Below are 23,546 nucleotides of genomic sequence, written 5' to 3'. Positions count from 1 at the left end.
CCGGCTCACCGGTACGACTATTTCGCTCTTCCCCGAAGCGCGGCCGGAGCGCCCCTAGGCTCGGCCCAGGCTGTGTGATCTTCCTCCTCCGCCCACGCGGCCCGAGGCCGAGACCCAGCGAAGCCCAAGAGCCAGAGAGCCCGAGACCGAGCCCGAGACCCAGCGAGCCCGAGACCGATCCGGAGCCCGAACCCGCCCCGCAGGGGCAGGGGCAGGAGCAGGAGCGCGATGCCCGACAGTCAGCCGCAGCCGTCCGACGGCGAGGCCCAGCGAGAGGTAGACACCACCGCGCTGCTGCTCTGCGGCGCCCGGCTCACCGACGGCCGCACCGTCGACGTCCGGCTGGGCGGCGGACGGATCGAGGCGGTCGGCACCGCGGGCAGCCTCCCCGCCCCCTCCGCCCGGGTGGACCTCAGCGGCTATCTGCTGCTGCCCGCGCCGGCCGAGCCCCACGCCCATGGCGACACCGCGCTCACGGCGGACACCCCCGGGCCCGTCTCGTACGCCTCCGACGATGTGCAGCGCAGGGCCACCGAGGCCGCCCTCCTCCAGCTCGGACACGGGGCCACCGCGCTCCGCTCGCATGTGCGGATCGGCCCGGTCCAGGGACTCGGCCCGCTGGAGGCGGTGCTCCAGGCCCGGCGCTCGCTGCGCGGGCTCGCCGATCTGACGACCGTGGCCGTGCCCCGGCTGCTCACCGGGATCGCGGGCGCGGACGGGCTGGCGATGCTGCGGGACGCGGTGAAGATGGGCGCGGCGGTCGTCGGCGGCTGCCCGGACGCCGACCCCGACCCCATCGGCTATGCCGAGACCGTGCTGGAGGTGGCGGCCGAGCACGGCTGCCCGGTCGATCTGCACACCCACGGCGACGACCCGGCGCGGCTGACCCGGCTGGCGGCGATGGCGGGCGGGCTGCGGCCCCGGGTCTCCATCGGCCCCTGCGCGGGGCTCTCCGCGCTCCCCCGCGAGACGGCCTCCCGCGCCGCCGACCGGCTCGCGGCGGCCGGGGTGACGGTGATCTGTCTGCCCCAGGGCGGCTGCGGGACGCTGGAGCACCGGGGCAGCACCCCCGTACGGCTGCTGCGCGCGGCCGGGGTCCGGGTCGCGGCGGGCGGCGGGGCGCTGCGGGACGTCTCCAACCCGGTGGGCCGGGGCGACCCCCTGGAGGCGGCCTATCTGCTGGCGTCGCAGGCGGGGCTGCGCCCCCAGGACGCCTATGACGCGGTCGGCCCGGCCGCCCGGGAGGCGATGGGGCTGCCGGAGGTCCGGGTGGAGGCGGGTTTCCCGGCGGAGTTGCTGGCGGTGCGCGGGGAGCGGATCGCGGGGGTGCTCTCCCTCGCGTACAGCCGCATCGTGATCCACCGGGGGCGGGTGGTGGCCCGTACCAGTGCGGTACGGGAGTACTGCGACTCGGCCGTCGCGGTGGCGCTGGAGCTGCCCCGCCAGGGGCGTCCCTGACGGCCCGCCACGGCCGTGACCTCCCCGGGCGGTGGCCGTGACCTCCCCGGCCGGCCGGCGGGCCTCCGGAGCGGCCCCGGGACACGGGCGGAGTGTGAGGCGGGAGCGGCGCATTGGACGTACGGTCGGAGGCATGCGCATTGTCATCGCTGGAGGACATGGTCAGATCGCCCTGCGTCTGGAGCGGCTGCTCTCGGCGGGCGGGCATGAGGCGGTAGGGATCGTCCGCAACCCGGATCACGGGGCGGACCTGCGGGAGGCCGGGGCCGAACCGGTCGTGCTGGACCTGGAGTCGGCCTCGGTGGACGAGGTCGCCGAGGTGCTGCGCGGGGCGGACGCGGCGGTCTTCGCCGCCGGTGCGGGGCCGGGCAGCGGCGCGGAGCGGAAGGACACCGTGGACCGGGCCGCCGCCGTGCTCTTCGCGGACGCCGCCGAGCGGGCGGGGGTGCGCCGCTTCGTGGTGGTCTCCTCGATGGGCGCCGACGCCGGGCGCGCGGGCGAAGAGGTGCTCGACGCCTATCAGCGGGCCAAGGGCGAGGCGGACGACGCCGTACGGGCCCGTACGGCGCTGGACTGGACGATCCTGCGGCCGGGGATGCTCGTGGACGACGCCGGTACGGGGCTGGTCCGGCTGGAGGCGTCGACGGGCCGGGGGCCGGTGCCGCGCGACGATGTGGCGGCGGTGCTGGCGGAGTTGGTGGAGACCCCCGCCACCGCCGGGCTGACCCTGGAGCTGATCTCCGGCTCGGTGCCGGTGGCCGTCGCCGTCCGGGACATCGTGGGCAACTGACCCGCCGGTTCCCTCCCTTGCCCACCCCGGCTTCCGGGTACGGGGCCTGACGTGCCGTCGGATCCGTTCCGGCGGCCGTACGGGACCGGCCGGTGCCCCGTACCCCGATGTGCCTCCCGTACACCCCGTACACCCCGTATCCGAGGAACCTCATGAGCGAGATCGCACCCGTGGTCGTGGAGCACGGCGAGCGCCCGTACGCGTACATCCGCGCCTCGGTCCGCATGGACGGGTTCGCCGTCATCGCGGACCGGCTCGGCGAGCTGATCGGCTGGGTCATCGGCCAGGGCGCCGGGCCCGCCGGGGCGCCCTTCTTCCGTTTCAACACGGTCGACCTGGCGGGGGAATCGGATGTGGAGGCGGGCGTCCCGGTCATCTCCCTCCCGGAGCCCGAGGGCGACATCCGGGTGGGCGTGCTGCCCCGGGGCCGCTATGCCACGGTCCGCTTCACCGGCCACCCCGACCACCTCTTCGGCGTCGCCGCCGACCTCCGCGCCTGGGCCGAGGGGCAGGGGCTGTCATGGGACATGATCCGCTCGGAGGACGGGGTGGAGCGCTGGGGCTGCCGTATCGAGTCCTATCTCACCGACCCCCGGGTCGAACCCGATCCTCACCAGTGGGAGATGGAACTCGCTTTCCGCCTGGCGGACTGACGGGCATGGGGCGGACGGTGCCAGGTGTGCCGCACATCACGGGGCGGGGTCGCTTTCCGTGACGATCGGGGCGAGGATCCCGCCCGTCCGCCGGGGTGCGCCGGCCGCCGTATGAGGTTCATCACCCGACTGCTCCGACTTCTCCGCCGACCGCTCGGCCGCGCCTCCGGATGTCGGGTACCGACCTCGGGTACGGGCCTCGCGGTTACGGGGGCGCGCTCGGCCGGACGGACTCACCGGCGGGTGCCACCGAGGAGGAGGAAGCGGACCGTCCCCCGCCCCGGGCGGCCGACGGGACCCCGGCCCCCCGGGCACGGCGGATGGCCCGGCCCCCGCACGGCGGCAGGGGAAAACACAAGGACCCCTGATCGCGTCTCCGCAGATCAGGGGTCCTCTCTATCGCGTGGCGGCGCCAGGATTCGAACCTGGGTAGGCTAAGCCGACGGATTTACAGTCCGCTCCCATTGGCCACTCGGGCACACCGCCATGGGATGTGTCTCCGGGGGCGTTTCCCGCTGTGCGGTGGCGCTCCCTGGCGACGACGTAAACGATACCCGATGTCCGGGGGTGCTCCGCCACCGGATTGATCAGCCGTCGGAAGCGGCGCGGGTGGCTAGGCTTGGCCGAGCGGTTCGGGGACTCCGGCCGCCCTCCACGCACCCGATTCAAGGAGCCACAGGACATGGCCGACTCCAGTTTCGACATCGTCTCGAAGGTCGAGCGGCAGGAGGTCGACAACGCCCTCAACCAGACCTCGAAGGAGATCTCGCAGCGGTACGACTTCAAGAACGTCGGAGCGTCGATCTCCTGGTCCGGCGAGAAGATCCTGATGCAGGCGAACTCCGAGGACCGGGTCACCGCGATCCTCGATGTGTTCCAGTCCAAGCTGATCAAGCGGGGCATCTCGCTGAAGGCGCTGGACACGGGTGAGCCCCAGATCTCCGGCAAGGAGTACAAGATCTTCGCCTCGATCACCGAGGGCATCTCCCAGGAGAACGCCAAGAAGGTCGCGAAGATCATCCGGGACGAGGGCCCGAAGGGCGTCAAGGCCCAGGTCCAGGGCGATGAGCTGCGGGTCAGCTCCAAGAGCCGGGACGACCTCCAGGCGGTGCAGACGCTGCTGAAGTCCCAGGACCTGGACTTCGCGATCCAGTTCGTGAACTACCGCTGATCGAGTGATGTGAGGCGCGGAGCCGGGGCCGTGGCGCGTCGCCATGGCCCCGGCTCCCCTCCGTGAACCCCTTCCGTGAACCCTCCCGGACCCGTGAACCCTCCGGATCCGCGAGCCCCCCGGAGGGGCCCTGTCCGATTTCCGCCAGCGCGAGACGGGTGCGGGGGCGGAGACTCGAAGCGTGGGGTGCTGGGTGACGGTGCCCCGGGTGGAAGAGAGGGACGGACCATGACCGCCGTGAACGCCAGGACCGCAGGGGTCGCTTCGGACACCGGGAGCGCCACGGGCGCCGGGAGGACCGGGAGCGCCCCGGACCGGGTGACCCTGTATGCGACCGCCGACAGCCCGCTGGGCGTGTTGCTGCTGGTCGGCGTGGCATCCCCGACGGCGCCCGGTGGCACCGCGCTGGTGTCGCTCTCCCTGCCGGAGCAGAAGGGCGGCGCGGTCGTCCAGGACTCCTGGCGGCTCGCCCCCGACGCCTTCACCGAGATCACCGGCCAGCTCGCGGCGTACTTCGCCGGGGAGCGGACCGGCTTCACGATCGAGTACGCGGACGGGGAGCGCGGGGCCACCCCGTTCCAGCGGCGGGTCTGGGAGGCGCTGGAGGGGATCGCGTACGGGACGACGGTGAGCTACGGGGAGATCGCCCGCCGGGTCGGCGCCTCCCGGGCCGGGGTACGGGCGGTGGGGACGGCCATCGGCCGGAACCCGCTGCTGGTGGTCCGCCCCTGCCATCGGGTGGTCGGCGCCGACGGGGCGCTGCGGGGCTACGCGGGCGGGCTGGAGCGCAAGGAGCGGCTGCTGACCCTGGAGGGGGCCCCGGCGGGCGGACCGACGTCATGACCGAGGGGCTCTTCCCCCTGCCGGGACCTGTCCCGGAACCAGGGGTTCCGGTGCAGATCGCCCCGGGTGCGGTCCATGTGCCGGGGTGGCTCTCGGCCGAACGTCAGCGGCGGCTGGTGGAGGCGTGCCGGGAGTGGGCGCGCGGCCCCGTGCCCCTGCGGCATACGGTGCTGCCGGGCGGCGGGGTGATGTCGGTACGGACGGTGTGCCTGGGCTGGCACTGGCAGCCGTACCGCTACTCCCGTACGGCGGACGATGTGAACGGCGCCCGGGTGGCCGCACTGCCGGAGTGGCTGGTCCGCTGGGGGCGGGAGGCGCTGACGGCCGCGTACAACACCCAGGGGCGGGATCGGGCGCTCCTGGACGGCGACGGGGGTCCGGCGGGAACCGCCGGTGAGTACACGCCCGACACCGCGCTGATCAACTTCTATGACGGCCCGGCGCGGATGGGCATGCACCAGGACCGCGAGGAGCGGTCCCCGGCGCCCGTGGTCTCGCTGAGCGTCGGTGACTCCTGTGTCTTCCGCTTCGGCACCACCCGCACCCGGGGGCGCCCGTACACCGATGTGGAGCTGGCCTCGGGCGATCTCTTCGTCTTCGGCGGGCCGGCCAGGCAGGCGTACCACGGGGTGCCGAAGGTGCTCCCCGGGAGCGCGCCGCCCGGGACGGGGATGCGGGGCGGGCGGCTGAACGTCACCCTGCGGGAGACCGGGCTGCGGGGCTGACAGCCCCCGGGAAGGTCAGGGGGACTGGGGAGCGGCGGTCAGCGGCCGGCGAACGGCTGGTCCGTGGGGACGATCTCCTTGCCGAGGGGCAGCAGCGAGACGGGTATCAGCTTGAAGTTGGCGATGCCCAGCGGGATACCGATGATCGTGATGCAGAGGACCACACCGGTGACGATGTGTCCCAGCGCCAGCCACCAGCCCGCGAGGACCAGCCAGAGCACATTGCCGACACAGGAGGGGGCGCCGGCGTCGGCGCGGTCCACCACGGTGTACCCGAAGGGCCACAGGGCGTAGACGCCGATACGGAAGGCGGCGAGGCCGAAGGGTATGCCGATGATCGTGATGCAGAGCAGTGCACCCGCGAACATATAGCCCAGGAACATCCAGAAGCCGCAGAGGATGAGCCATATGACATTCAGGACGGTCTTCATGAGCGGGGACCTGCCATCTGTTCGAGCCGGGCGATGCGTTCCGCCATCGGCGGGTGGGTGGAGAACATCCTGGACAGCCCCTTTCCCGGCCTGAAGGGGTTCGCAATCATCATGTGGCTCGCCGTTTCCAGCCGGGGCTCCGGGGGGAGGGGCAGCTGTTTGGTGCCCGCGTCGAGTTTCCGCAGGGCGCTGGCGAGGGCGAGGGGGTCCCCGGTGATCCGGGCTCCGGAGGCGTCCGCCTCGTACTCCCGGGAGCGGCTGACGGCGAGCTGGATGATCGAGGCGGCCACCGGCCCCAGGATCATGATCAGCAGCAGTCCGAGGATGCCGGGGCCGTCGTCGTCGGAGCGGCCGACCGGGATCAGCCAGGCGAAGTTCACCAGGAACAGCACCACGGAGGCGAGGGCTCCGGCGACGGAGGAGATCAGGATGTCGCGGTTGTAGACATGGCTCAGCTCATGGCCGAGGACTCCGCGCAGCTCCCGCTCGTCCAGGAGCTGGAGGATGCCCTCGGTGCAGCAGACCGCCGCGTTCCTCGGATTGCGGCCGGTGGCGAAGGCGTTGGGGGCCTGGGTGGGCGAGATGTAGAGCCGGGGCATGGGCTGCCGGACGGAGGTCGACAGCTCACGGACGATCCGGTAGAGCCCGGGGGCCTCGAACTCGCTCACGGGGCGGGCGCGCATCGCCCGCAGCGCCAGCTTGTCGCTGTTCCAGTAGGCGTACGCGTTGGTGCCGAGGGCGACGACGAACGCCACGATCAGCCCCGTACGGCCGAAGAAGCTGCCGATGACGAGGATGAGAGCGGACAGTCCGCCGAGGAGTGCGGCGGTCTTCAGTCCATTGTGCCGGCGGTGCACGGTACGCCCTCCTGGTGGTGCGGCAGGGGAACCCTTTGCGATGGTGCTCCACTCTCCAGTGGACCCTTCCGTACTGGTCAACGCCAGGCGAGGGGCACCAGTTCCCCGCCGCCCCCGGGGCCGGGGCGGCCGTTCGGGTGATCCGGGTCAGAAGAGCCCGGTGGCCGCCAGCCGCAGGACGAGTTCCGGATAGCCGGAGAGGGCCACCGCCACCACGGTGGTCAGGCCGATCGCCAGGGTGAGGGCGGGGGCGGCGACGGCTCCCGCCGAACCGGTGACCGGGTCGGCGGCCACGGTCGTGGTTCCGCCGGACCCGGTCGCGGTTCCGCCGGAGGCGGCTACGGCCCCGCTGGCCACGGGTGCGGCGTTCTCCTCCGGTGCCCGGAAGAGCACCGCCGTCCACTTCAGGTAGTAGTACAGCGCGATCACGACATTGGCGGCCATGACCACGGCCAGCCAGCCCAGCCCCGCGTCGACGGCCGTGGAGAAGACCGTGACCTTGGCGAAGAGCCCGATGATCCCCGGCGGCAGACCGGCGAGGCAGAGCAGGAAGAAGGCGAGGGCGAGGGCGGCCAGGGGGCTGCGGGCGTACAGGCCCCGGTAGTCGGAGATCCGGTTGAGCGGGCTGCTGCGGGCCACCAGGGCCACCACGGCGAAGGCGCCGAGGTTCACCACCGCGTACATCAGGGCGTACGCGACGGCCGCGCCGATCTCCACGTCGTCGGAGTACGCGGCGGCGGCGATGGGCACCAGGATGTACCCGGCCTGCCCCACCGAGGACCAGGCGAGCAGCCGGACGGCACTGCGCGGGAGGTCGGGGTCCTGGCGGACGGCCGCCGCGTTGCCCAGCGTCATGGTCAGGGCGGCGAGCACGGCGACCACCGGGCCCCAGACCTCGGCATGGTCGGGGAAGGCGACCACGGTGACCAGGATCAGACCGGAGAAGCCGACCGCCTTGCCGACCACCGAGAGGAAGGCCGCCACGGGCAGCGGCGCGCCCACATAGGTGTCGGGGACCCAGAAGTGGAAGGGGACGGCCGCGGTCTTGAAGGCGAAGCCGATCAGGGTCAGGACGACACCGGTCGTGACCAGGGTGTCGAGCTGGTCGGGGGCGTTGTCCAGCTCGGCGGCGATCCGGGTGAGGTGGAGGCTGCCGCTGGCGGCGTACACAAAGCTCGCGCCGAGCAGGGTGACGGCGGTCGCGGTGACGGAGGAGAGGAAGAACTTGAGCGCGGCCTCGCTGGAGAGCCGGTCGCCGCGGCGCAGGCCGACCAGGGCGAAGGCGGGCAGCGAGGCCACCTCCAGGGCGACCACCAGGGTGGCGAGGTCACGGGCGGCGGGCAGCAGGGCGGCGCCCGCGGCGGAGGCGAGCAGCAGGAACCAGTACTCCCCCACCGGGTGTTCCCGGTGGGCGCTGTGGAGCGAGATCAGCGCGGTGAGCAGCGCTCCGCCGAGGACCAGCAGCTGGATGGAGAGGGCGAAGGGGTCGGCGGCGTAGCTACAGGTGTCGGTGTCGGCGGTGAGGCAGAAGGTGCTGCGGTCGCCGTCGCGGAGCGGGATGAGGGTGAGCAGGGCGGCGGCGAGTCCGGCGACCGCTCCGGCGCCCAGCCAGCGCTTGTGGGCCTCGGGGACGAAGAGGTCGGCGACGAGCAGGGCCAGCGCGACGGCGGCGGTGATGGTGGGCGGGGCGATGGCGAGCCAGTCGACGGACTGGACCAGGCTCGCGGAGGCCGTGGTGGTGGGGGCGGCGGCTTCGCCGACGGTGGTGATCACGGCTTTCCTCCTGCGAGCAGCTGCTGCACGGCCGGGTCGGTGAGGCCGAGGAGGACCGCGGGCCAGAGTCCGGCGAGGACGGTGAGGGCGACGAGGGGGGACCAGGCGGCCAGCTCGTAGGGGCGTACGTCGGCGGGCTCGGCCGGTGCGGTGGCTTCGGCGGGCCCGGCGGATGCGGCGGATGCGCTCCCGGTGCCCGCGGGCGTGGCCGGGGTGGTGGACTTCGCCGGGAGGGCGGCCGGGGCGGGGCGGTGGGCGCCCATGCAGACCCGGCGGACCACGATCAGCAGATACGCGGCGGTGAGGAAGGTGCCGAAGCCGCCGATGGCCATGAAGGTGAGGAAGGCGGGGCGGCTGAGCCCGTCCGCCGGGTCGAAGGCGCCGAAGAGGGCGAGCATCTCGCCCCAGAAGCCGGCGAGGCCGGGCAGTCCCAGCGAGGCGGCGGCGGCGAAGGCGACCAGGCCGCCGAGGCGGGGGGCGCGGCCGTAGAGGGCGGCGCCGGTGGCCCCGGCGAGGGTGTCCAGGTCCGCTGTGCCGTAGCGCTCCTTGACCGCTCCGACCAGGAAGAAGAGCAGGGCGGTGATCAGTCCGTGGGCGATGTTGGCGAAGAGCGCGCCATTGACCCCGGTGGGGGTCATGGTCGCGATGCCGAGCAGGACGAAGCCCATATGGCCGACGGAGGAGTACGCGATGAGCCGCTTGAGGTCGCCGCCCGCGCCCTCCCGGGCGAGGGCGAGGCAGGCGAGGGAGCCGTAGATGATGCCGACGACGGCGAAGGCGGCCAGATAGGGCGCGAGGGTCCGCATGCCGTCGGGGGCGATCGGCAGGACGATCCGGACGAATCCATAAGTGCCCATTTTGAGCATGACGCCCGCCAGCAGGACCGAGCCCACGGTGGGGGCGGCGGTGTGGGCGTCGGGGAGCCAGCTGTGCAGCGGCCACATCGGGGTCTTCACGGCGAGCCCGATCCCGATCGCCAGAACGGCGATGAGCTGGGTGGACGCGGTGAGGCCCCGGCCGTTGTCAGTGGCGAGTGCCACCATGTCGAAAGTGCCGCTCTTCAGCCCGATGAGGAGCAGCCCGAGGAGCATGACCACGGAGCCGAGCAGGGTGTAGAGGATGAATTTGAGGGCGGCGGGCCCCCGGCCTTCCCCGCCCCAGCGCCCGATGAGGAAGTACATCGGGATGAGCACCATCTCGAAGGCGAGGAAGAAGAGCAGCAGGTCGAGGACGGCGAAAGTGGCCAGGGTCCCCGACTCCAGCAGGAGCAGCAGGGCGACGAACGCCTTCGGGGACGGGCCCGCGGGCATCCGGTAGTAGCTGTAGAGCGCGCAGAGGAAGGTCAGCAGCGCGGTCAGGAGCAGAAGGGGGAGGGAGATGCCGTCGACTCCGAGGTGGATCCGGACGTCGAGCGCCGGGATCCAGCTGATGTCGGTCGTGGCCTGCATCCTCGACGGCTGGTCATGGTCGAAGCCGATGGCCAGGACGATCGCGGCGAGCAGGACCGCGCCGGTGATCGTGACCCCGTGGCGCAGTACCGCCTGGTCGGGGTTCTTTCCGCGCAGGCCCGGCGGGGCGGGCAGCAGCGCCGCCGCGGCCCCGGCGAGCGGGCCGACGATGAGGAACGCGAGGAGGAGCTGCATCACGGACTCGCTGATATCGATCACGGCTCACGATCCGGCGTTGACATGGGAGAGGACGACGGCGGCGACCGCCAGGACGACGGTGCCCGCGAGCAGCACGCTGACATAGGTCTGGAGATTGCCGGTCTGGGCCCGCCGTACGAGGGTGCCGAGCCAGCGGGTGCCGGTTCCGGCGCCGCGTACATAGGTGTCGACGACCTCGCGGTCGAGGAAGCGGACCAGTTCGGCGGCGGCCAGGACCGGGCGGACGAAGAGCGCGTGGTAGACGGCGTCGAGGTGGAAGCCGGAGGCGGCGGGGGCGTGCAGGGGGCCGAGGAGCAGCCGCCCGGGGTCGGTGGGGTCGGGGGCCGAGGAGATCGACCCGTACGCCGGGATGTGGGCCTCGACGGCTTCGGCCTCGACCGCCGAGGGGGAGGCGTCCGGGTGGGCGACGGTGGCGCCGAGGGGGAAGCGGGCGCCGTCGCGGGCGCGCAGGGTGCGCCAGGCGGCATAGGTGACGACCGCGCCGGTGAGGGCGGTGCCGGTGCCGAGGACGGCGGTGACGAGGGTGGGTGCGAGGGGGTGGCTGTCGAACCAGTCGTCCAGATAGCCGTAGGTCAGTCCGAAGCCGAGGGAGGGGATGGCGAGCACCCAGAGCACACCGGTCATGGCGCGGGGTTCGCGGCCGTGGTCGGGGGCGTCGGCACCATGGCCCCGGAAGGCGAGCAGCCAGAGCCGGGTGGCATAGGCGGCGGTGAGCAGGGCGGCCAGCAGTCCGGCGATCAGGATGGTCCAGCCGGCGGCGGTGGGTGCGGCGGTGGAGTCGCCGAGGGCGGTGTGCTCGGCGGCGACCAGGACGGCTTCCTTGGAGAAGAAGCCGGCGAAGGGGGGGATCGCGACCAGCGCGAGCAGCGCGATGGTCATCGTCCAGTAGGCGTCGGGGATGCGGCGGGGCAGTGCGCCCATCCGGGACATGGCGGCGAGTGAGTTGGTTCCGGCGGCGTGGATGACCACACCGGCGGCGAGGAAGAGCAGGGCCTTGAAGGCGCCGTGGCTCAGGAGGTGGAAGACGGCCGCGCCCCGGTCGGCGACGGCGAGCGCGCCCGCCATGTAGCCGAGCTGGCCGATGGTCGAGTAGGCGAGGACGCGTTTGATGTCGTCCTGGGCGAGGGCGGCGAGGCCGGAGCCGACCATGGTGACCGCCGCCATGACGGCGAGGACGATCAGGGCGGCGGCGGAGGCGGCGAAGACGGGGAGGAGCCGGGCGACGAAGTAGATACCGGCGGCGACCATGGTCGCGGCGTGGATCAGGGCCGAGACGGGGGTGGGGCCGGCCATGGCGTCGGGGAGCCAGGTGTGCAGGGGGAACTGCGCGGACTTGCCCGCGACTCCGGCGAGCAGCAGCAGCGCCACCAGGGTGGGGTGGTCGAGTCGGCCCTCGGCGACCGCGTCCAGGATGCCGGTGATCCGGAAGGTGCCCGCGTCGGTGGCGAGGGCGAAGAGACCGATCAGGAAGGGGACGTCGCCGAGCTTGGTGACCAGGAATGCCTTGAGGGAGGCGGCCCGTGCCTCGGGGGTCTCCCAGTAGTGGCCGACCAGGAAGTACGAGCAGATGCCCATGATCTCCCAGCCGATCAGCAGCACCATCAGATCGCCGGAGTAGACGACGAGGAGCATGGCGGCGGTGAAGAGGGAGACCAGGGCGGCGTAGGAGGGGTAGCGGGGGTCGTCCCGCAGATAGGCCGTGGAGTAGATCTGCACACAGCAGGCGACCAGGCCGACGAGGACGGCGACCAGGGCGGCGAAGCCGTCGATGTGCAGGGCGAGGTCGATGGGGACCGAGCCGGTCGGGGTCAGCTGGGTGGCCGCGTCGAGGGTCTCGCCGCCGCCCTGGCGCACGGCGACGACGACCGCGAGGACCGCCGAGGCCACCGTGGGCACGATGGCGAGCGGGCGGACGAAGCCGGGTGCGGTGCGTCCGGTGAGCAGTCCGGCCGCCGCGCCCAGGAAGGGGAGGAGAGGGACGAGGGCGGCGAGGGTCGTGGTGGTCACGCGGGGGCCTCAGCCTTCTGCGTCCGCGGCGGCGGGGTGGTCGCGGCGGGGTCGTCGGTGGCGCCGTCGGGGCCGCCGGGGTGCTCGGCCGTGTCCCGGAGCCGGTCGATGTCGGAGGAGCCGCGGTTGCGGTAGACCATCAGGACGATCGAGAGGCCGATGCCGATCTCGGCGGCGGCGATGGCGATGGTGAAGAGGGTGAGCGCCTGGCCGGAGTGGAGGGCGTCCCGGAGCCATACGTCGAAGGCGACGAGGTTGAGGTTGACGGCGTTGAGCATCAGCTCGACGGACATCAGGACGAGGATCGCGTTGCGCCGGGCGAGGACGCCGTAGAGGCCGGTGCAGAAGAGGAGGACGCTGAGCACGGCGGGGTAGGCGAGATGCATCAGCGCTCTCCCTCGGATGCGGCGGCCGGGCCGCGGCCGGTGGACCCGGGCCGGCCGGTGGCTCCCGGCCGGGTGGTGTCTCCGGGCCGGGCGGGGGGCCGGGTGGCCTTCTCGTCCTCGGGGTTCTTGCGGGAGAGGACGATCGCTCCGACCAGGGCGGCCAGCAGCAGCACGGAGAGTGCCTCGAAGGGCAGGACCCAGTGGCGGAAGAGGGTGGCGCCGGTGACCTCGGTACTGCCCTGGACCGGGCCTTCGAGATCGATCCAGGTGGTGCGGAAGGCGTCGACGACCACCCAGACCAGGGCGGCCGCCGCGGTGAGGGCGACGGCGAGGGCGACCGGGCGGTTGCCGGAGTCGGCGTCCGCGGAGGGCCCGATGGGGGCCCGGGTGAGCATCAGTCCGAAGAGAAGGAGGACCACCACGGATCCGACATAGATCAGGACCTGGACCCAGGCGATGAACTCGGCGGTGAGCAGCAGGTACTCGACGGCGAGTCCGCCGAGCGCGACCACCAGCCACAGGGCGGCGTGCACCAGGTGGCGGGTGGTGACGGTCATGACGGCGGCGCCGAGGGCGACCAGTCCGACGAGGAGGAAGGTGATCTCGACGCCGGTCGGCGAGAGGAATCCCGGGGTGTCGGCGGCGAGGATCATGCCGGGCCTCCGTCGGCGGTGGGCGGGGTCTCGGGGGCCTCGGGGGTCTCGGGGCTCCCGGCGGCCTCCGCCTGGGCGGTGGCCTCGGCCTCGGCTGCGGCTGCTGCCGCGGCGGCGAGCTTGTCGGCGGCCTTGTGGGCGGCGGCGATCTCCTTGGGCTCCTCGGCACGCGGGTCGAGCGCGGGCGGCGCGGGCACCGTCCACATCCACTCGCGGAGCTTGTCCCGCTCATGGGTGAGTTCGAGGATGTCGGTCTCGGCGTACTCGAACTCGGGCGACCAGAACAGCGCGTCGAAGGGGCAGACCTCGATGCAGATACCGCAGTACATGCAGAGGGAGAAGTCGATGGCGAAGCGGTCGAGGACATTGCGGCTGCGCTCACGGCCGCCGGGGGTGGCGGCGGGCACCGTCTCCTTGTGGGAGTCGATGTAGATGCACCAGTCGGGGCACTCCCGGGCGCAGAGCATGCAGACCGTGCAGTTCTCCTCGAACAGGCCGATCACACCGCGGGTGCGCGGCGGCAGGTCGGGCTGGACGTCGGGGTACTGCGCGGTGACGGTCTTGCGCGTCATCGTGCGGAGGGTGACGGCCAGTCCCTTGGCGAGGCCGGAGCCGGGGATGGGAGCCATGATCAGGAAGTCACCACCTTCACGACGCCGGTGAGGGCGATCTGGGCGAGGGCGAGCGGGACCAGGGTGGTCCAGGCGAGTTTCTGCAACTGGTCCTCGCGCATCCGGGGATAGCTGACCCGCAGCCAGATGATGATGAAGGCGAGCACGGCCGTCTTGAGCAGGGTCCAGACCCAGCCGAGGCCGTCGGCGCCCCAGGGGCCGTGCCAGCCGCCGAGGAAGAGGACGGTGGTCAGACCACAGAGCACGACGATGCCCGCGTACTCGGCGAGCAGGAAGAGCGCGAACCGCAGACCGGTGTACTCGGTGTAGGCGCCGAAGATGATCTCGGAGTCGGCGACCGGCATGTCGAAGGGCGGGCGCTGCAGCTCGGCGAGCCCGGCGACGAAGAAGACCACCGCTCCCACGATCTGCCAGGGGATCCACCACCACTCGAAGGCGTCCAGGATGCCGGGGAGGGAGACGGTGCCCGCGGCCATGGCGACCGAGGCGGCGGCGAGCAGCATCGGCAGCTCGTACGCCAGCAGCTGGGCGGCGGTGCGCAGACCGCCGAGGAGGGAGAACTTGTTGGCCGAGGCCCAGCCCGCCATGAGGGAGCCGAGGACCCCGGCGCCCATGACGGCCATGACGAAGAAGATGCCCGCGTCGATGACCTGGCCGACCATGCCCTCGCCGGGGCCGATGGGGATGGCGACGAGGACGAGGAGATAGGGGAGCAGGGCGACGGCGGGCGCCAGCTGGAAGATGCGGCGGTCGGCGTTGGCCGGGACCACGTCTTCCTTCTGGGCGAACTTCACCCCGTCGGCGACCAGCTGGGCCCAGCCGTGGAAGCCGCCCGCGTACATGGGGCCGAGGCGGCCCTGCATATGGGCCATCACCTTGTGTTCGGCCTGGCCGACGACCAGGGGGAGGACAAGGAAGACGGCGAAGACGATCAGCAGCCGGACGGCGACGTCGAGAACGTCGTTCACGCGGGGTCGCCTCCGGCGGGGTCGGGATCACGGTCGGGGTCGGGGTCGGCGGGCCCGGATCCGGGCCCGGGTCCGGGTTTGCTCCCGTGGTCCGGGGTGGAGCCGGAGGCACCGTCGGAGGCGTCAGCGCTGCCGGAGCCGTCGGCGTCGGATGTGCCGTCGGAACCGTCGGCGGGTGCGGCGGGTGCGTCGGGGGTGCCGGGGCTCTCGGTGCTCTCCGGCTTCCCCTCGGCCGAGGCCTGGTCCCCGTCGAACGCCGGGCGGGCGTTGTGCCAGGGCGCGTCCGGGGTACGGGGCGCGGGCGCCGGTGTCCCGGCATCACCCTCCGTGGAGGGCTCCGCCGCAGCGGGCTTCGTGGCGGGCTTCGCCTCGGTGGCCGGCTCGGTCGTCGTTTCGTCGGTACGGGGCTGACTCGCCGAGCCCTCGCTCGCACCGCGCGCACGACGCGGGACGGCGGGGGCCGGGGCCGGCGCTTCGGTGGCCGGGACGGCGGGGGCCGGGGCTTCGGTGGCCGAGGCGGTGGCGTCCGGTGCGGCCTGGCTCGCGGAACCCTCACCGGCGGTACGGGCGCGGCGGACCGGGCGGTCACCGGCGGCGGCGCCCGCGGCACGCGGGGTGCGGACCGGACGGTCTCCGGCGGCGCCCGCCGCGCGGGGGGCACGGGCCGGGCGGGCCGGGGCGGGCGGGAGCTGGCCCTTGAGCGGGCCCCACTCGTTCGGATCGGGGACACCGGGCGGCAGCATCTGCCGCCGCTTGGGCCCGCCGTGCTCCGCCTCGCCCGGTTCCTTCGCCCCGGGCCACGCCTTGGCGACCCGGGCCGCCAGCACGAAGTCCTTGCGCAGCGGATGCCCCTCGAATCCCTCCGGGAGCAGCAGCGGCACCAGATGCGGATGGCCGGTGAAGCCGACCCCGAACATCTCGTGGGTCTCCCGCTCATGCCATTCGGCACCCGCGTAGACCTCGATCGCCGTCGGCAGGACGGGCGCCTCGTGCGGGACCGTGGTCCGCAGCAGCAGCCGTCGTACCCGGCCGCCCTCCAGCGCGACAACATGGGCGCAGACGCGGAAGCCCGTACCCGGCTCGTCCACGGCGCTCAGCCAGTCGAAGTAGGTGCAGCCGAGCCGGTCGCGGGCGGTCTCCAGGGCGGTGATCCAGGAGCCGGCGGGAACGTCGACGGTCAGCAGGTCGTAGGCGTGCTCCGCGGTCGCTTCCGGGCCGAAGACCTCGGTGACCTCGTCCGGGAGGCTGTCGTACAGGCTCACCGCCCGTCCTCCGTCCCGGCCGTACCGTCGGCGGCGGAAGGGGCGGCGCCGGAGGAAGAGGAAGCGGACCCGGCGGCGGGAAGGGCGGGCGCGGGCGGGGCGACCGGGCCGCTGCGGAGCTGCGCGGTGGAGGGCCGGCCCCCCTGGGCGTACCGCTCCCCCAGCGACTCGCGGGCGATCTTCTCCTGGAGCTTGAGGATGCCCTGGAGCAGCGCCTCCGGCCGGGGCGGGCAGCCAGGGACATAGACATCGACGGGGATGATCTGGTCGACGCCCTTGGTCACGGAGTACGAGTCCCAGTAGGGCCCGCCGCAGTTGGAGCAGGCGCCGAAGGAGATGACGTACTTCGGCTCGGGCATCTGCTCGTACAGCCGCTTCACCGCGGGGGCCATCTTGTCGGTGACCGTCCCCGAGACGATCATCAGATCCGCCTGGCGCGGGCCGGGGGCGAAGGGGATCACCCCGAGCCGGATGAAGTCATGGCGGGCCATCGACGCGGCGATGAACTCGATCGCGCAGCAGGCGAGGCCGAAGTTGAAGACCCAGAGGCTGTAGCGGCGTCCCCAGTTCAGGACGACCTTCATCGGCTCGGGCGCGAGGCGGGAGAGCACACCGAGCCGCTGGGGCTCGGGCAGCGCGACCGGTCCGGGGCCCTGGCCGGCCGCGGGGCCGGGAGCGGCCGGGGCGGAGGTGGCCGCGGTGGGGGTCACGTCCATGCCAGGACGCCCTTCTTCCATGCGTAGAGCAGTCCCACGGCGAGGAAGCCGAGGAAGATGAACATCTCCACGAGGGTCGTCGCCCCGTACCCCGGCGCGGCGAAGACCGTCGCCCAGGGGAAGAGGAAGATCGAGTCCACGGCGAAGATCACGTACAGAAAGGCATAGACGTAGTAGCGGACCTGGGTGTGCGCCCAGCCGTCCCCGACGGGGTCCACTCCGCACTCGTAGGTCAGCAGCTTCTCCGGGGTGGGCACCACGGGCCGCAGCAGCCGTCCGGCGCCGAAGGCCACGGCGACGAACAGCACGCCGAGCACCGCGAGCAGTCCGACCACCGAGTAGCTGTCGTAATAGTCGGCGTGGTCCGCCGCGAGCACGGCCACGGTCGGTTCCGGCACGTCCGCCCCTCGCTCCCGTCCGTCTGTCTGGTGTCTGTCTGTCGGTGTTCGTTCGGTACGGACGCGAGTCTAGGCCCTGCTCAAACCGGGGTAGGCAGTCGCACCGGGTTCGAACGGGACGGGTGGGGCCGCGCGGCCGTCCCGGTACCGTTCCGGAACGGCGCCGGTACGGGTCCCATCCGCCCGGGTGGGGATATCCCTACACCGCCCCCACCGAGCCACCCCATGGCGCGCCGACCCTTTTAACGTGCAGGCTTTCCCTTATGACCGTGAGCAGTACCGCATCCGAAGCCCCGGCGGGATCCGCCCGGGACAGCCGCGTGGGCACCCCGGTGCCCGGCCGGGCCCCCCGTCCGGGCCGGGCGGCCGGGGACCACCGGCCCCCGCCACCGCGCTTCGCCTATGACGCGCACACCTGGAAGGAGATCGCCCATCTCCTGGCCAATCTGCCGGTGGCGATAACCGGATTTGTTTACGCGACGTTCACAGTTCTGGTGGGCGCGGTGCTGTCGGTCACCGTGGTCGGGCTGCCGACCCTGGCGCTCGGGCTGGCCGGGGCGCGGCTGTTCGGCCGGGGCGAGCGGGCCCGCTCCCGTGCCCTGCTGGGGGTACGGATCGACGAGCCGAGCCCGTTGTGGAACTCGCACCGCAAGGACGGCGGCCTGGGCCGGCTGTGGGCGAGCCTGAAGGACCCGGTCGGCTGGCGGACGGTGCTGTACTGCCTGATCCGGCTGCCCTGGGGGCTGGTGACCTTCATCGTGGTCCTGGTCGGGCTGTTCACGCTCTGGCCGGTGCTGCCGTTCGTGGTGCGCGGGCTGGCCAACGCCGACCGGGCGATGGCGAAGGGTCTGCTGTCGCCCTCGGACGAGCTGGAGCGGCGGGTCGCCGAGCTGGAGTCGGACCGGGGGGTCGTGGTGGACGCCGCCGCCGCCGACCTCCGCCGCATCGAACGCGACCTCCACGACGGCGCCCAGGCCCGCCTCGTCGCCCTCGCCATGGGACTCGGCCTCGCCAAGGAGAAGCTCCTGGAGGATCCGGACGCCGCGGCCGCCATGGTCGACGAGGCGCACGGTGAGGTGAAGCTCGCCCTCCAGGAGCTGCGCGACCTCGCCCGGGGCATCCACCCCGCCGTCCTCACCGACCGGGGGCTGAGCGCGGCGCTCTCCTCGGTCTCGGCCCGCTGCACCGCGCCGGTACGGGTCTCGGTGGATCTGGCGGAACGGCCCGCCGAGGCGATCGAGGGCATCGCCTACTTCACCGTCTCCGAACTGCTCCAGAACATCAGCAAGCACGCCCGCGCCACCAGCGCGGAGGTGGAGGTCTGGCGCACGGAGGGCCGGCTGCTGCTCCAGGTCACCGACGACGGACAGGGCGGCGCATCGCTCGACCGGGGCACGGGGCTCGCGGGGCTCGCGGAGCGGCTGGGGGCGGTGGACGGGCTGCTGGTGGTGGACTCACCGGTGGGGGGGCCGACGCGGGTGACGGCGGAGCTGCCCTGGCGAAACCGCGTGGGTCGCTAGCGCGACCGGGTCTCCGAGTCGGCTCGGGGCCATGTCGGGGCCGACCCCTAACCCCGCCCGGCTCGGGCAGACGTCGGGGGCCAGCCCCCGAACCCCCGCTCCTCAATCGCCGGAGAGGCTGGATTGTGACGGGGGTAGGGAAAACCCCCCGTCCGAGAGGCCCACCCGCCCTATGGTTCTGGCCCCTCTGACCAGCGCATTCTTGATGACATGACAGCGCGTACCCCAGAACGGACGACTACCGTGCTCCTGGATCACCAGCCGGAGAGGTTCGACCACTCCGGTCACCCCACCCGCCGGGTGCCGACGGCGCTGCGGGCGCCGTTCGAGGCACGCACCTGGCGCGAGTTCGCCTATCTGCTGCTCGGCCTCCCGATCAGCGTGATCCTCTATGTCTTCGCCCTGGTCACCATGACACTGGGCGCCGGACTGCTCATCACCTTCCTGGGCATCCCGGTCCTCGCGGCGGGCCTCGTCGGCCTCCGGGGCCTCGGCTCGCTGGAGCGCGGCCGGGCGCGGGCGATGCTCGGGCACCCGGTGGGCTCCCCCGAGCCGCTGCGCCCGGCCTCCAGCGGGCCGCTGGCATGGATCGGGGCCGTCCTCAAGAGCGGCAGCTCCTGGCGGCATCTCCTCTATGCGCTGATCCACTTCCCCTGGGCGGTCATCTCCTTCACGCTGGTGATCGTGCTCTGGCCGCTCGGCTGGGCCCTGCTCTTCTACCCGCTGTGGCACTGGACGCTGCCGGAGTACGCCGACGTCCCCGGGATCCAGCTGTACGGGGACAGCACCGGCACCGCCCACTATGTCGACTCCTTCGCCGAGATCACGGGGGTCTGCGCCGCCGGGGCCGGGCTGGTCGTGCTCACCACCTGGCTGATCCGGGGGCTCACCCAGGTGGACCGGCTGATGGTGAGCGGGCTGCTGGGGCCCTCGTGGCTGGCGAGCCGGGTGGAGGAGCTGGAGTCGGACCGGGGGGTCGTGGTGGACACCGCCGCCGCCGACCTCCGCCGTATCGAACGCGACCTCCACGACGGCGCCCAGGCCCGCCTCGTCGCCCTCGCCATGGGACTCGGCCTCGCCAAGGAGAAGCTGCGGGAGGACCGGGAAGCCGCCGCGGCCATGGTCCACGAGGCCCATGGCGAGGTGAAGCTCGCCCTCCAGGAGCTGCGCGACCTCGCCCGGGGCATCCACCCCGCCGTCCTCACCGACCGAGGGCTGGACGCCGCCCTCTCGGCGGTCGCGGCCCGCTGCACCGTCCCGGTGACCGTGGAGGTCGATCTGGACACCCGCCCGGCGGCGGCGCAGGAGGGGATCGCCTACTTCACCGTCTCCGAGCTGCTCCAGAACATCAGCAAGCACGCCCGCGCCACCAGCGCCGGGGTCGAGGTCTGGCGTACCGAGGACCGACTGCTCCTCCAGGTCACCGACAACGGGCAGGGCGGCGCATCGCTCGACGGCGGCACGGGGCTCGCGGGGCTCGCGGAGCGGCTCGACGCGGTGGACGGGGTGCTGGTCATCGACTCGCCCGTGGGGGGGCCGACCCGGGTGACGGCGGAGCTGCCCTGGAGGGGCTGAGCCCCTCGCTCCCCGGACCGCACGACCTCGGCCCCGAGTCGGCTCGGGCAGTCGTCGGGGGCCGGCCCCCGAACCCCCGCGCCTCAAGCGCCGGCGAGGCTGAATTTTGAGCGCTCGTCCAGGGAGACCCTCACAGGACTGGGTTTTGAGGCCCCTGCCTTCCTCGGACTCCCCCGGGCTCCATCTGGGATGCACCCCCATGAGGCTGCTCTCGTCAGGAACCGGTCGTCCCATGTCACCGTGTCGTTCTCCCGGATACTGGGATGCTGGAGCCGACAGCGGCACCGGTTACGACATGGGGGCGTCAGGCACGTGGTGGAAGACAGGGTTCGGATCGTCATCGCCGAGGACTCGGTACTGCTCCGGGAGGGATTGGCCCGGCTGCTGAACGATCGCGGACATGATGTCGTAGCCCAGGTGGGCGACGGCGACGCGCTGGTCAGGACGGTCGGCGAGCTGGCCGCCTCGGGTGAGCTGCCGGATGTGGTGGTCGCGGATGTACGGATGCCGCCCACCCACACCGACGAGGGGGTACGGGCCGCTGTGCGGCTGCGCAAGCACCACCCCGAGCTGGGGGTCCTGGTCCTCTCCCAGTATGTGGAGGAGCAGTACGCCACCGAGCTGCTGGCGGGCAGCAGCCGGGGCGTGGGCTATCTGCTCAAGGACCGGGTGGCGGAGGTACGCGAGTTCGTCGACGCCGTGGTCCGGGTGGCCCGGGGCGGCACCGCGCTCGACCCCGAGGTGGTCGCCCAGCTGCTGGGCCGCAGCCGGAAGCAGGACGTCCTGGCGCATCTCACCCCGAGGGAGCGCGAGGTCCTCGGTCTCATGGCCGAGGGGCGTACCAATTCGGCCATCGCCCAGAGGCTTGTGGTGAGCGACGGAGCGGTGGAAAAGCACGTCAGCAATATCTTCCTGAAGCTGGGGCTCTCCCCCAGCCAGGGGGACCACCGGCGGGTTCTCGCCGTGCTGACCTATATCAACTCCTAGCTTTAGCGGCGCATCGCCAAGGGCAAGATCCGCAAGGCACGACCTAGTCCTTATGGACGAGCGAGGCGCACCCTCCGGAAAGGGATTTCCAAGGGTGCGAAATATGACATATCAGGTCAGCGAGGCGTCTCACGAGCGGGTCCGCCATTTGAGAGCCCCAGGGAAGGGCACCCTTACCGACGTAGGGTGAATCCTCGGGCGACCAGTGGGACGGCCGCCCCGAGCAGCCGCCTCAAGGGAGGTCCAGTTCAGTGACCAGCCAGGTCAGTAGCCCCGCCGAACATGCCGATGAGGCCGACGAGGCCGTTCTCGGAATCCAGCGCCATTCCGACGCCCCAGGGGAAACCGGCGCAGCCGGGGAAACCGCGGCGAAGGAGGTTCGTCGGCTGGATCGGGTGATCATCCGGTTTGCGGGTGATTCGGGTGATGGTATGCAGCTCACGGGTGACCGGTTCACGTCGGAGACGGCGTCGTTCGGGAATGATCTCTCCACGCTGCCGAACTTTCCGGCGGAGATCCGGGCTCCCGCGGGGACGCTGCCGGGGGTGTCGTCGTTCCAGCTGCATTTCGCGGATCACGACATCCTGACCCCGGGGGACGCGCCGGATGTGCTGGTGGCGATGAACCCGGCCGCTCTGAAGGCGAATCTGGCGGATGTCCCGCGCGGCGGGGAGATCATCGTGAACACCGACGAGTTCGCGAAGCGGGCGATGGCGAAGGTGGGGTGGGCCGTCTCCCCGCTGGAGGACGGCACCCTGGAGGGCTACCGCGTCCACCCCGTGCCCCTCACCACGCTCACGGTGGAGGCTTTGAAGGAGTTCGGGCTGACCCGCAAGGAGGCGGAGCGGTCGAAGAACATGTTCGCCCTGGGTCTGCTCTCCTGGATGTATCACCGTCCCACCGAGGGCACGGAGGCGTTCCTGCGCCGCAAGTTCGCGAAGCGGCCGCAGATCGCCGAGGCGAATGTGGCGGCCTTCCGGGCGGGGTGGAACTTCGGGGAGACGACGGAGGACTTCGCCGTCTCCTACGAGATCGCCCCGGCCCGCTCCGCGTTCGGCGCGGGGACCTACCGGAACATGTCGGGGAACCTGGCCCTGTCGCTGGGGCTGGTCGCCGCGTCCCGGCGTTCCGGGCTGGGGTTGTATCTGGGGTCGTATCCGATCACCCCGGCCTCCGACATCCTGCACGAGCTGTCGAAGCACAAGAACTTCGGGGTGCGCACCTTCCAGGCGGAGGACGAGATCGCGGGGATCGGCGCGGCGCTGGGTGCGGCGTTCGGCGGCGCCCTGGCGGTGACGACGACGTCGGGGCCGGGGGTGGCGTTGAAGTCGGAGACGATCGGGCTGGCGGTCTCGCTGGAGCTGCCGCTGCTGATCGTGGACATCCAGCGCGGCGGCCCCTCCACCGGCCTGCCCACCAAGACGGAGCAGGCCGACCTTTTGCAGGCGATGTTCGGGCGCAACGGTGAGGCGCCGGTGCCGGTGATCGCGCCGGCGACCCCGGGGGAGTGCTTCGACGCCGCCCTGGAGGCCGCCCGGATCGCCCTCACCTACCGCACCCCCGTCTTCCTCCTCTCCGACGGGTATCTGGCGAACGGCTCCGAGCCGTGGCGGATCCCGGACGTCGACGAACTCCCCGACCTCACACCCGAGTTCACCACCGGACCCAACCACACCCTCCCGGACGGGTCAGAGGTGTTCTGGCCCTACAAACGCGACCCGCAGACGCTGGCGCGGCCGTGGGCGGTGCCCGGGACACCGGGGCTGGAACACCGCATCGGCGGGATCGAGAAACAGGACGGCACCGGCAACATCTCCTACGACCCCGCCAACCACGAACACATGGTCCGCACCCGCCAGGCCAAAATCGACAACATCGCGGTACCGGACCTGACCGTGGACGACCCGGACGGGGCCCGGACCCTGGTCATCGGCTGGGGTTCCACCTACGGCCCCATCACCGCCGCCGTCCGCCGTCTGCGCCGCGAGAATGTGCCGATCGCGCAGGCACACCTGCGCCACCTCAACCCCTTCCCCGCAAACCTCGAAGAAGTCCTGGCCCAATACAGCAAGGT

22 protein-coding genes and 1 tRNA gene are annotated in these 23,546 nt (G+C 72.2%); 10 read left to right on the top strand and 13 right to left on the bottom strand.

The window, feature by feature from the left end:
- The first annotated feature begins 228 nt into the window (after positions 1–228).
- The 3 genes from ABT354_RS27780 to ABT354_RS27770 all read left to right on the top strand — a co-directional run bounded on the left by ABT354_RS27780 (position 229) and on the right by ABT354_RS27770 (position 2,901).
- Complete coding sequence (locus tag ABT354_RS27780) at positions 229–1,458, top strand: amidohydrolase family protein (RefSeq protein WP_351498661.1); 1,230 nt, start codon at positions 229–231, stop codon at positions 1,456–1,458.
- A gap of 133 nt (positions 1,459–1,591) precedes the next feature.
- Positions 1,592–2,248 (top strand): NAD(P)H-binding protein, encoded by a 657-nt coding sequence (locus tag ABT354_RS27775; RefSeq protein ID WP_351498659.1) that lies wholly within the window; start codon positions 1,592–1,594, stop codon positions 2,246–2,248.
- Between the two features lie 152 nt (positions 2,249–2,400).
- Positions 2,401–2,901, top strand: a complete 501-nt coding sequence (locus ABT354_RS27770; RefSeq protein WP_351498657.1) for a GyrI-like domain-containing protein — start codon at positions 2,401–2,403, stop codon at positions 2,899–2,901.
- 404 nt (positions 2,902–3,305) lie between these two features.
- Here the strand turns inward: ABT354_RS27770 and ABT354_RS27765 are convergent.
- A tRNA-Tyr gene (locus ABT354_RS27765) sits at positions 3,306–3,387 on the bottom strand.
- Positions 3,388–3,583: 196 nt separating this feature from the next.
- Here ABT354_RS27765 and ABT354_RS27760 point away from each other — a divergent pair.
- From ABT354_RS27760 to ABT354_RS27750, 3 genes are all read left to right on the top strand, one after another.
- Positions 3,584–4,072, top strand: a complete 489-nt coding sequence (locus ABT354_RS27760; protein ID WP_351498655.1) for a YajQ family cyclic di-GMP-binding protein — start codon at positions 3,584–3,586, stop codon at positions 4,070–4,072.
- A gap of 318 nt (positions 4,073–4,390) precedes the next feature.
- Positions 4,391–4,915: a methylated-DNA--[protein]-cysteine S-methyltransferase gene (locus ABT354_RS27755; protein WP_351498820.1), complete on the top strand. Its 525-nt coding sequence runs from the start codon at positions 4,391–4,393 to the stop codon at positions 4,913–4,915.
- Positions 4,912–5,640 (top strand): alpha-ketoglutarate-dependent dioxygenase AlkB family protein, encoded by a 729-nt coding sequence (locus ABT354_RS27750; RefSeq protein WP_351498652.1) that lies wholly within the window; start codon positions 4,912–4,914, stop codon positions 5,638–5,640. The genes ABT354_RS27755 and ABT354_RS27750 overlap by 4 nt, the downstream gene beginning before the upstream one ends.
- 38 nt (positions 5,641–5,678) lie before the next feature.
- Here ABT354_RS27750 and ABT354_RS27745 read toward each other — a convergent pair whose 3' ends face one another.
- The 12 genes from ABT354_RS27745 to ABT354_RS27690 all read right to left on the bottom strand — a co-directional run bounded on the left by ABT354_RS27745 (position 5,679) and on the right by ABT354_RS27690 (position 17,390).
- The gene (locus ABT354_RS27745) at positions 5,679–6,071 is read right to left on the bottom strand and encodes a YccF domain-containing protein (protein ID WP_351498650.1); all 393 of its coding nucleotides are present in this window, start codon (positions 6,069–6,071) and stop codon (positions 5,679–5,681) included.
- A complete protein-coding gene (gene htpX / locus ABT354_RS27740) occupies positions 6,068–6,928 on the bottom strand; it encodes a zinc metalloprotease HtpX (protein WP_351498648.1) in 861 nt (286 codons plus the stop codon). Before htpX ends, ABT354_RS27745 begins: the two co-directional genes overlap by 4 nt.
- A 147-nt stretch (positions 6,929–7,075) precedes the next feature.
- Positions 7,076–8,701, bottom strand: a complete 1,626-nt coding sequence (locus tag ABT354_RS27735; RefSeq protein ID WP_351498646.1) for an NADH-quinone oxidoreductase subunit N — start codon at positions 8,699–8,701, stop codon at positions 7,076–7,078.
- Positions 8,698–10,344 (bottom strand): complex I subunit 4 family protein, encoded by a 1,647-nt coding sequence (locus tag ABT354_RS27730; RefSeq protein WP_351498818.1) that lies wholly within the window; start codon positions 10,342–10,344, stop codon positions 8,698–8,700. The genes ABT354_RS27735 and ABT354_RS27730 overlap by 4 nt, the downstream gene beginning before the upstream one ends.
- A gap of 27 nt (positions 10,345–10,371) precedes the next feature.
- Positions 10,372–12,375, bottom strand: coding sequence for an NADH-quinone oxidoreductase subunit 5 family protein (locus ABT354_RS27725; protein ID WP_351498644.1), 2,004 nt, complete (start codon positions 12,373–12,375; stop codon positions 10,372–10,374).
- Positions 12,372–12,761 carry an NADH-quinone oxidoreductase subunit NuoK gene (gene nuoK, locus ABT354_RS27720; protein ID WP_351498642.1) on the bottom strand — a complete coding sequence of 130 codons (390 nt, stop codon included), beginning with the start codon at positions 12,759–12,761 and terminating at the stop codon, positions 12,372–12,374. Before nuoK ends, ABT354_RS27725 begins: the two co-directional genes overlap by 4 nt.
- Positions 12,761–13,414, bottom strand: coding sequence for an NADH-quinone oxidoreductase subunit J family protein (locus ABT354_RS27715; protein WP_351498640.1), 654 nt, complete (start codon positions 13,412–13,414; stop codon positions 12,761–12,763). The genes nuoK and ABT354_RS27715 overlap by 1 nt, the downstream gene beginning before the upstream one ends.
- On the bottom strand, positions 13,411–14,043 hold the full coding sequence (locus ABT354_RS27710) for a NuoI/complex I 23 kDa subunit family protein (RefSeq protein ID WP_351498638.1): 633 nt from the start codon (positions 14,041–14,043) through the stop codon (positions 13,411–13,413). Before ABT354_RS27710 ends, ABT354_RS27715 begins: the two co-directional genes overlap by 4 nt.
- Before the next feature lie 2 nt (positions 14,044–14,045).
- Entirely contained in the window at positions 14,046–15,014 is a 969-nt protein-coding gene (locus ABT354_RS27705) for a complex I subunit 1/NuoH family protein (RefSeq protein ID WP_351498636.1), read from the bottom strand.
- On the bottom strand, positions 15,011–16,276 hold the full coding sequence (locus ABT354_RS27700; RefSeq protein ID WP_351498634.1) for an NADH-quinone oxidoreductase subunit C: 1,266 nt from the start codon (positions 16,274–16,276) through the stop codon (positions 15,011–15,013). Before ABT354_RS27700 ends, ABT354_RS27705 begins: the two co-directional genes overlap by 4 nt.
- Complete coding sequence (locus ABT354_RS27695) at positions 16,273–16,992, bottom strand: NADH-quinone oxidoreductase subunit B (protein ID WP_351498632.1); 720 nt, start codon at positions 16,990–16,992, stop codon at positions 16,273–16,275. The genes ABT354_RS27700 and ABT354_RS27695 overlap by 4 nt, the downstream gene beginning before the upstream one ends.
- Positions 16,983–17,390 (bottom strand): NADH-quinone oxidoreductase subunit A, encoded by a 408-nt coding sequence (locus ABT354_RS27690; protein WP_351498630.1) that lies wholly within the window; start codon positions 17,388–17,390, stop codon positions 16,983–16,985. The genes ABT354_RS27695 and ABT354_RS27690 overlap by 10 nt, the downstream gene beginning before the upstream one ends.
- Before the next feature lie 263 nt (positions 17,391–17,653).
- On the opposite strand from ABT354_RS27690, the gene ABT354_RS27685 reads away from it, so the two are divergent.
- From ABT354_RS27685 to ABT354_RS27670, 4 genes are all read left to right on the top strand, one after another.
- Positions 17,654–18,910 carry a sensor histidine kinase gene (locus ABT354_RS27685; RefSeq protein WP_351498628.1) on the top strand — a complete coding sequence of 419 codons (1,257 nt, stop codon included), beginning with the start codon at positions 17,654–17,656 and terminating at the stop codon, positions 18,908–18,910.
- Between the two features lie 210 nt (positions 18,911–19,120).
- On the top strand, positions 19,121–20,485 hold the full coding sequence (locus ABT354_RS27680; protein WP_351498625.1) for a sensor histidine kinase: 1,365 nt from the start codon (positions 19,121–19,123) through the stop codon (positions 20,483–20,485).
- Positions 20,486–20,800: 315 nt separating this feature from the next.
- A complete protein-coding gene (locus ABT354_RS27675; protein WP_351498623.1) occupies positions 20,801–21,472 on the top strand; it encodes a response regulator transcription factor in 672 nt (223 codons plus the stop codon).
- A 251-nt stretch (positions 21,473–21,723) separates the two neighbouring features.
- A partial coding sequence (locus ABT354_RS27670; protein WP_351498621.1) for a 2-oxoacid:acceptor oxidoreductase subunit alpha occupies positions 21,724–23,546 on the top strand: 1,823 nt, incomplete at its 3' end.

This window comes from Streptomyces sp. NPDC000594 (genome assembly GCF_040299965.1).
GTDB lineage: Bacteria > Actinomycetota > Actinomycetes > Streptomycetales > Streptomycetaceae > Streptomyces.
This window is presented reverse-complemented; position numbering and strand designations above follow the sequence as displayed.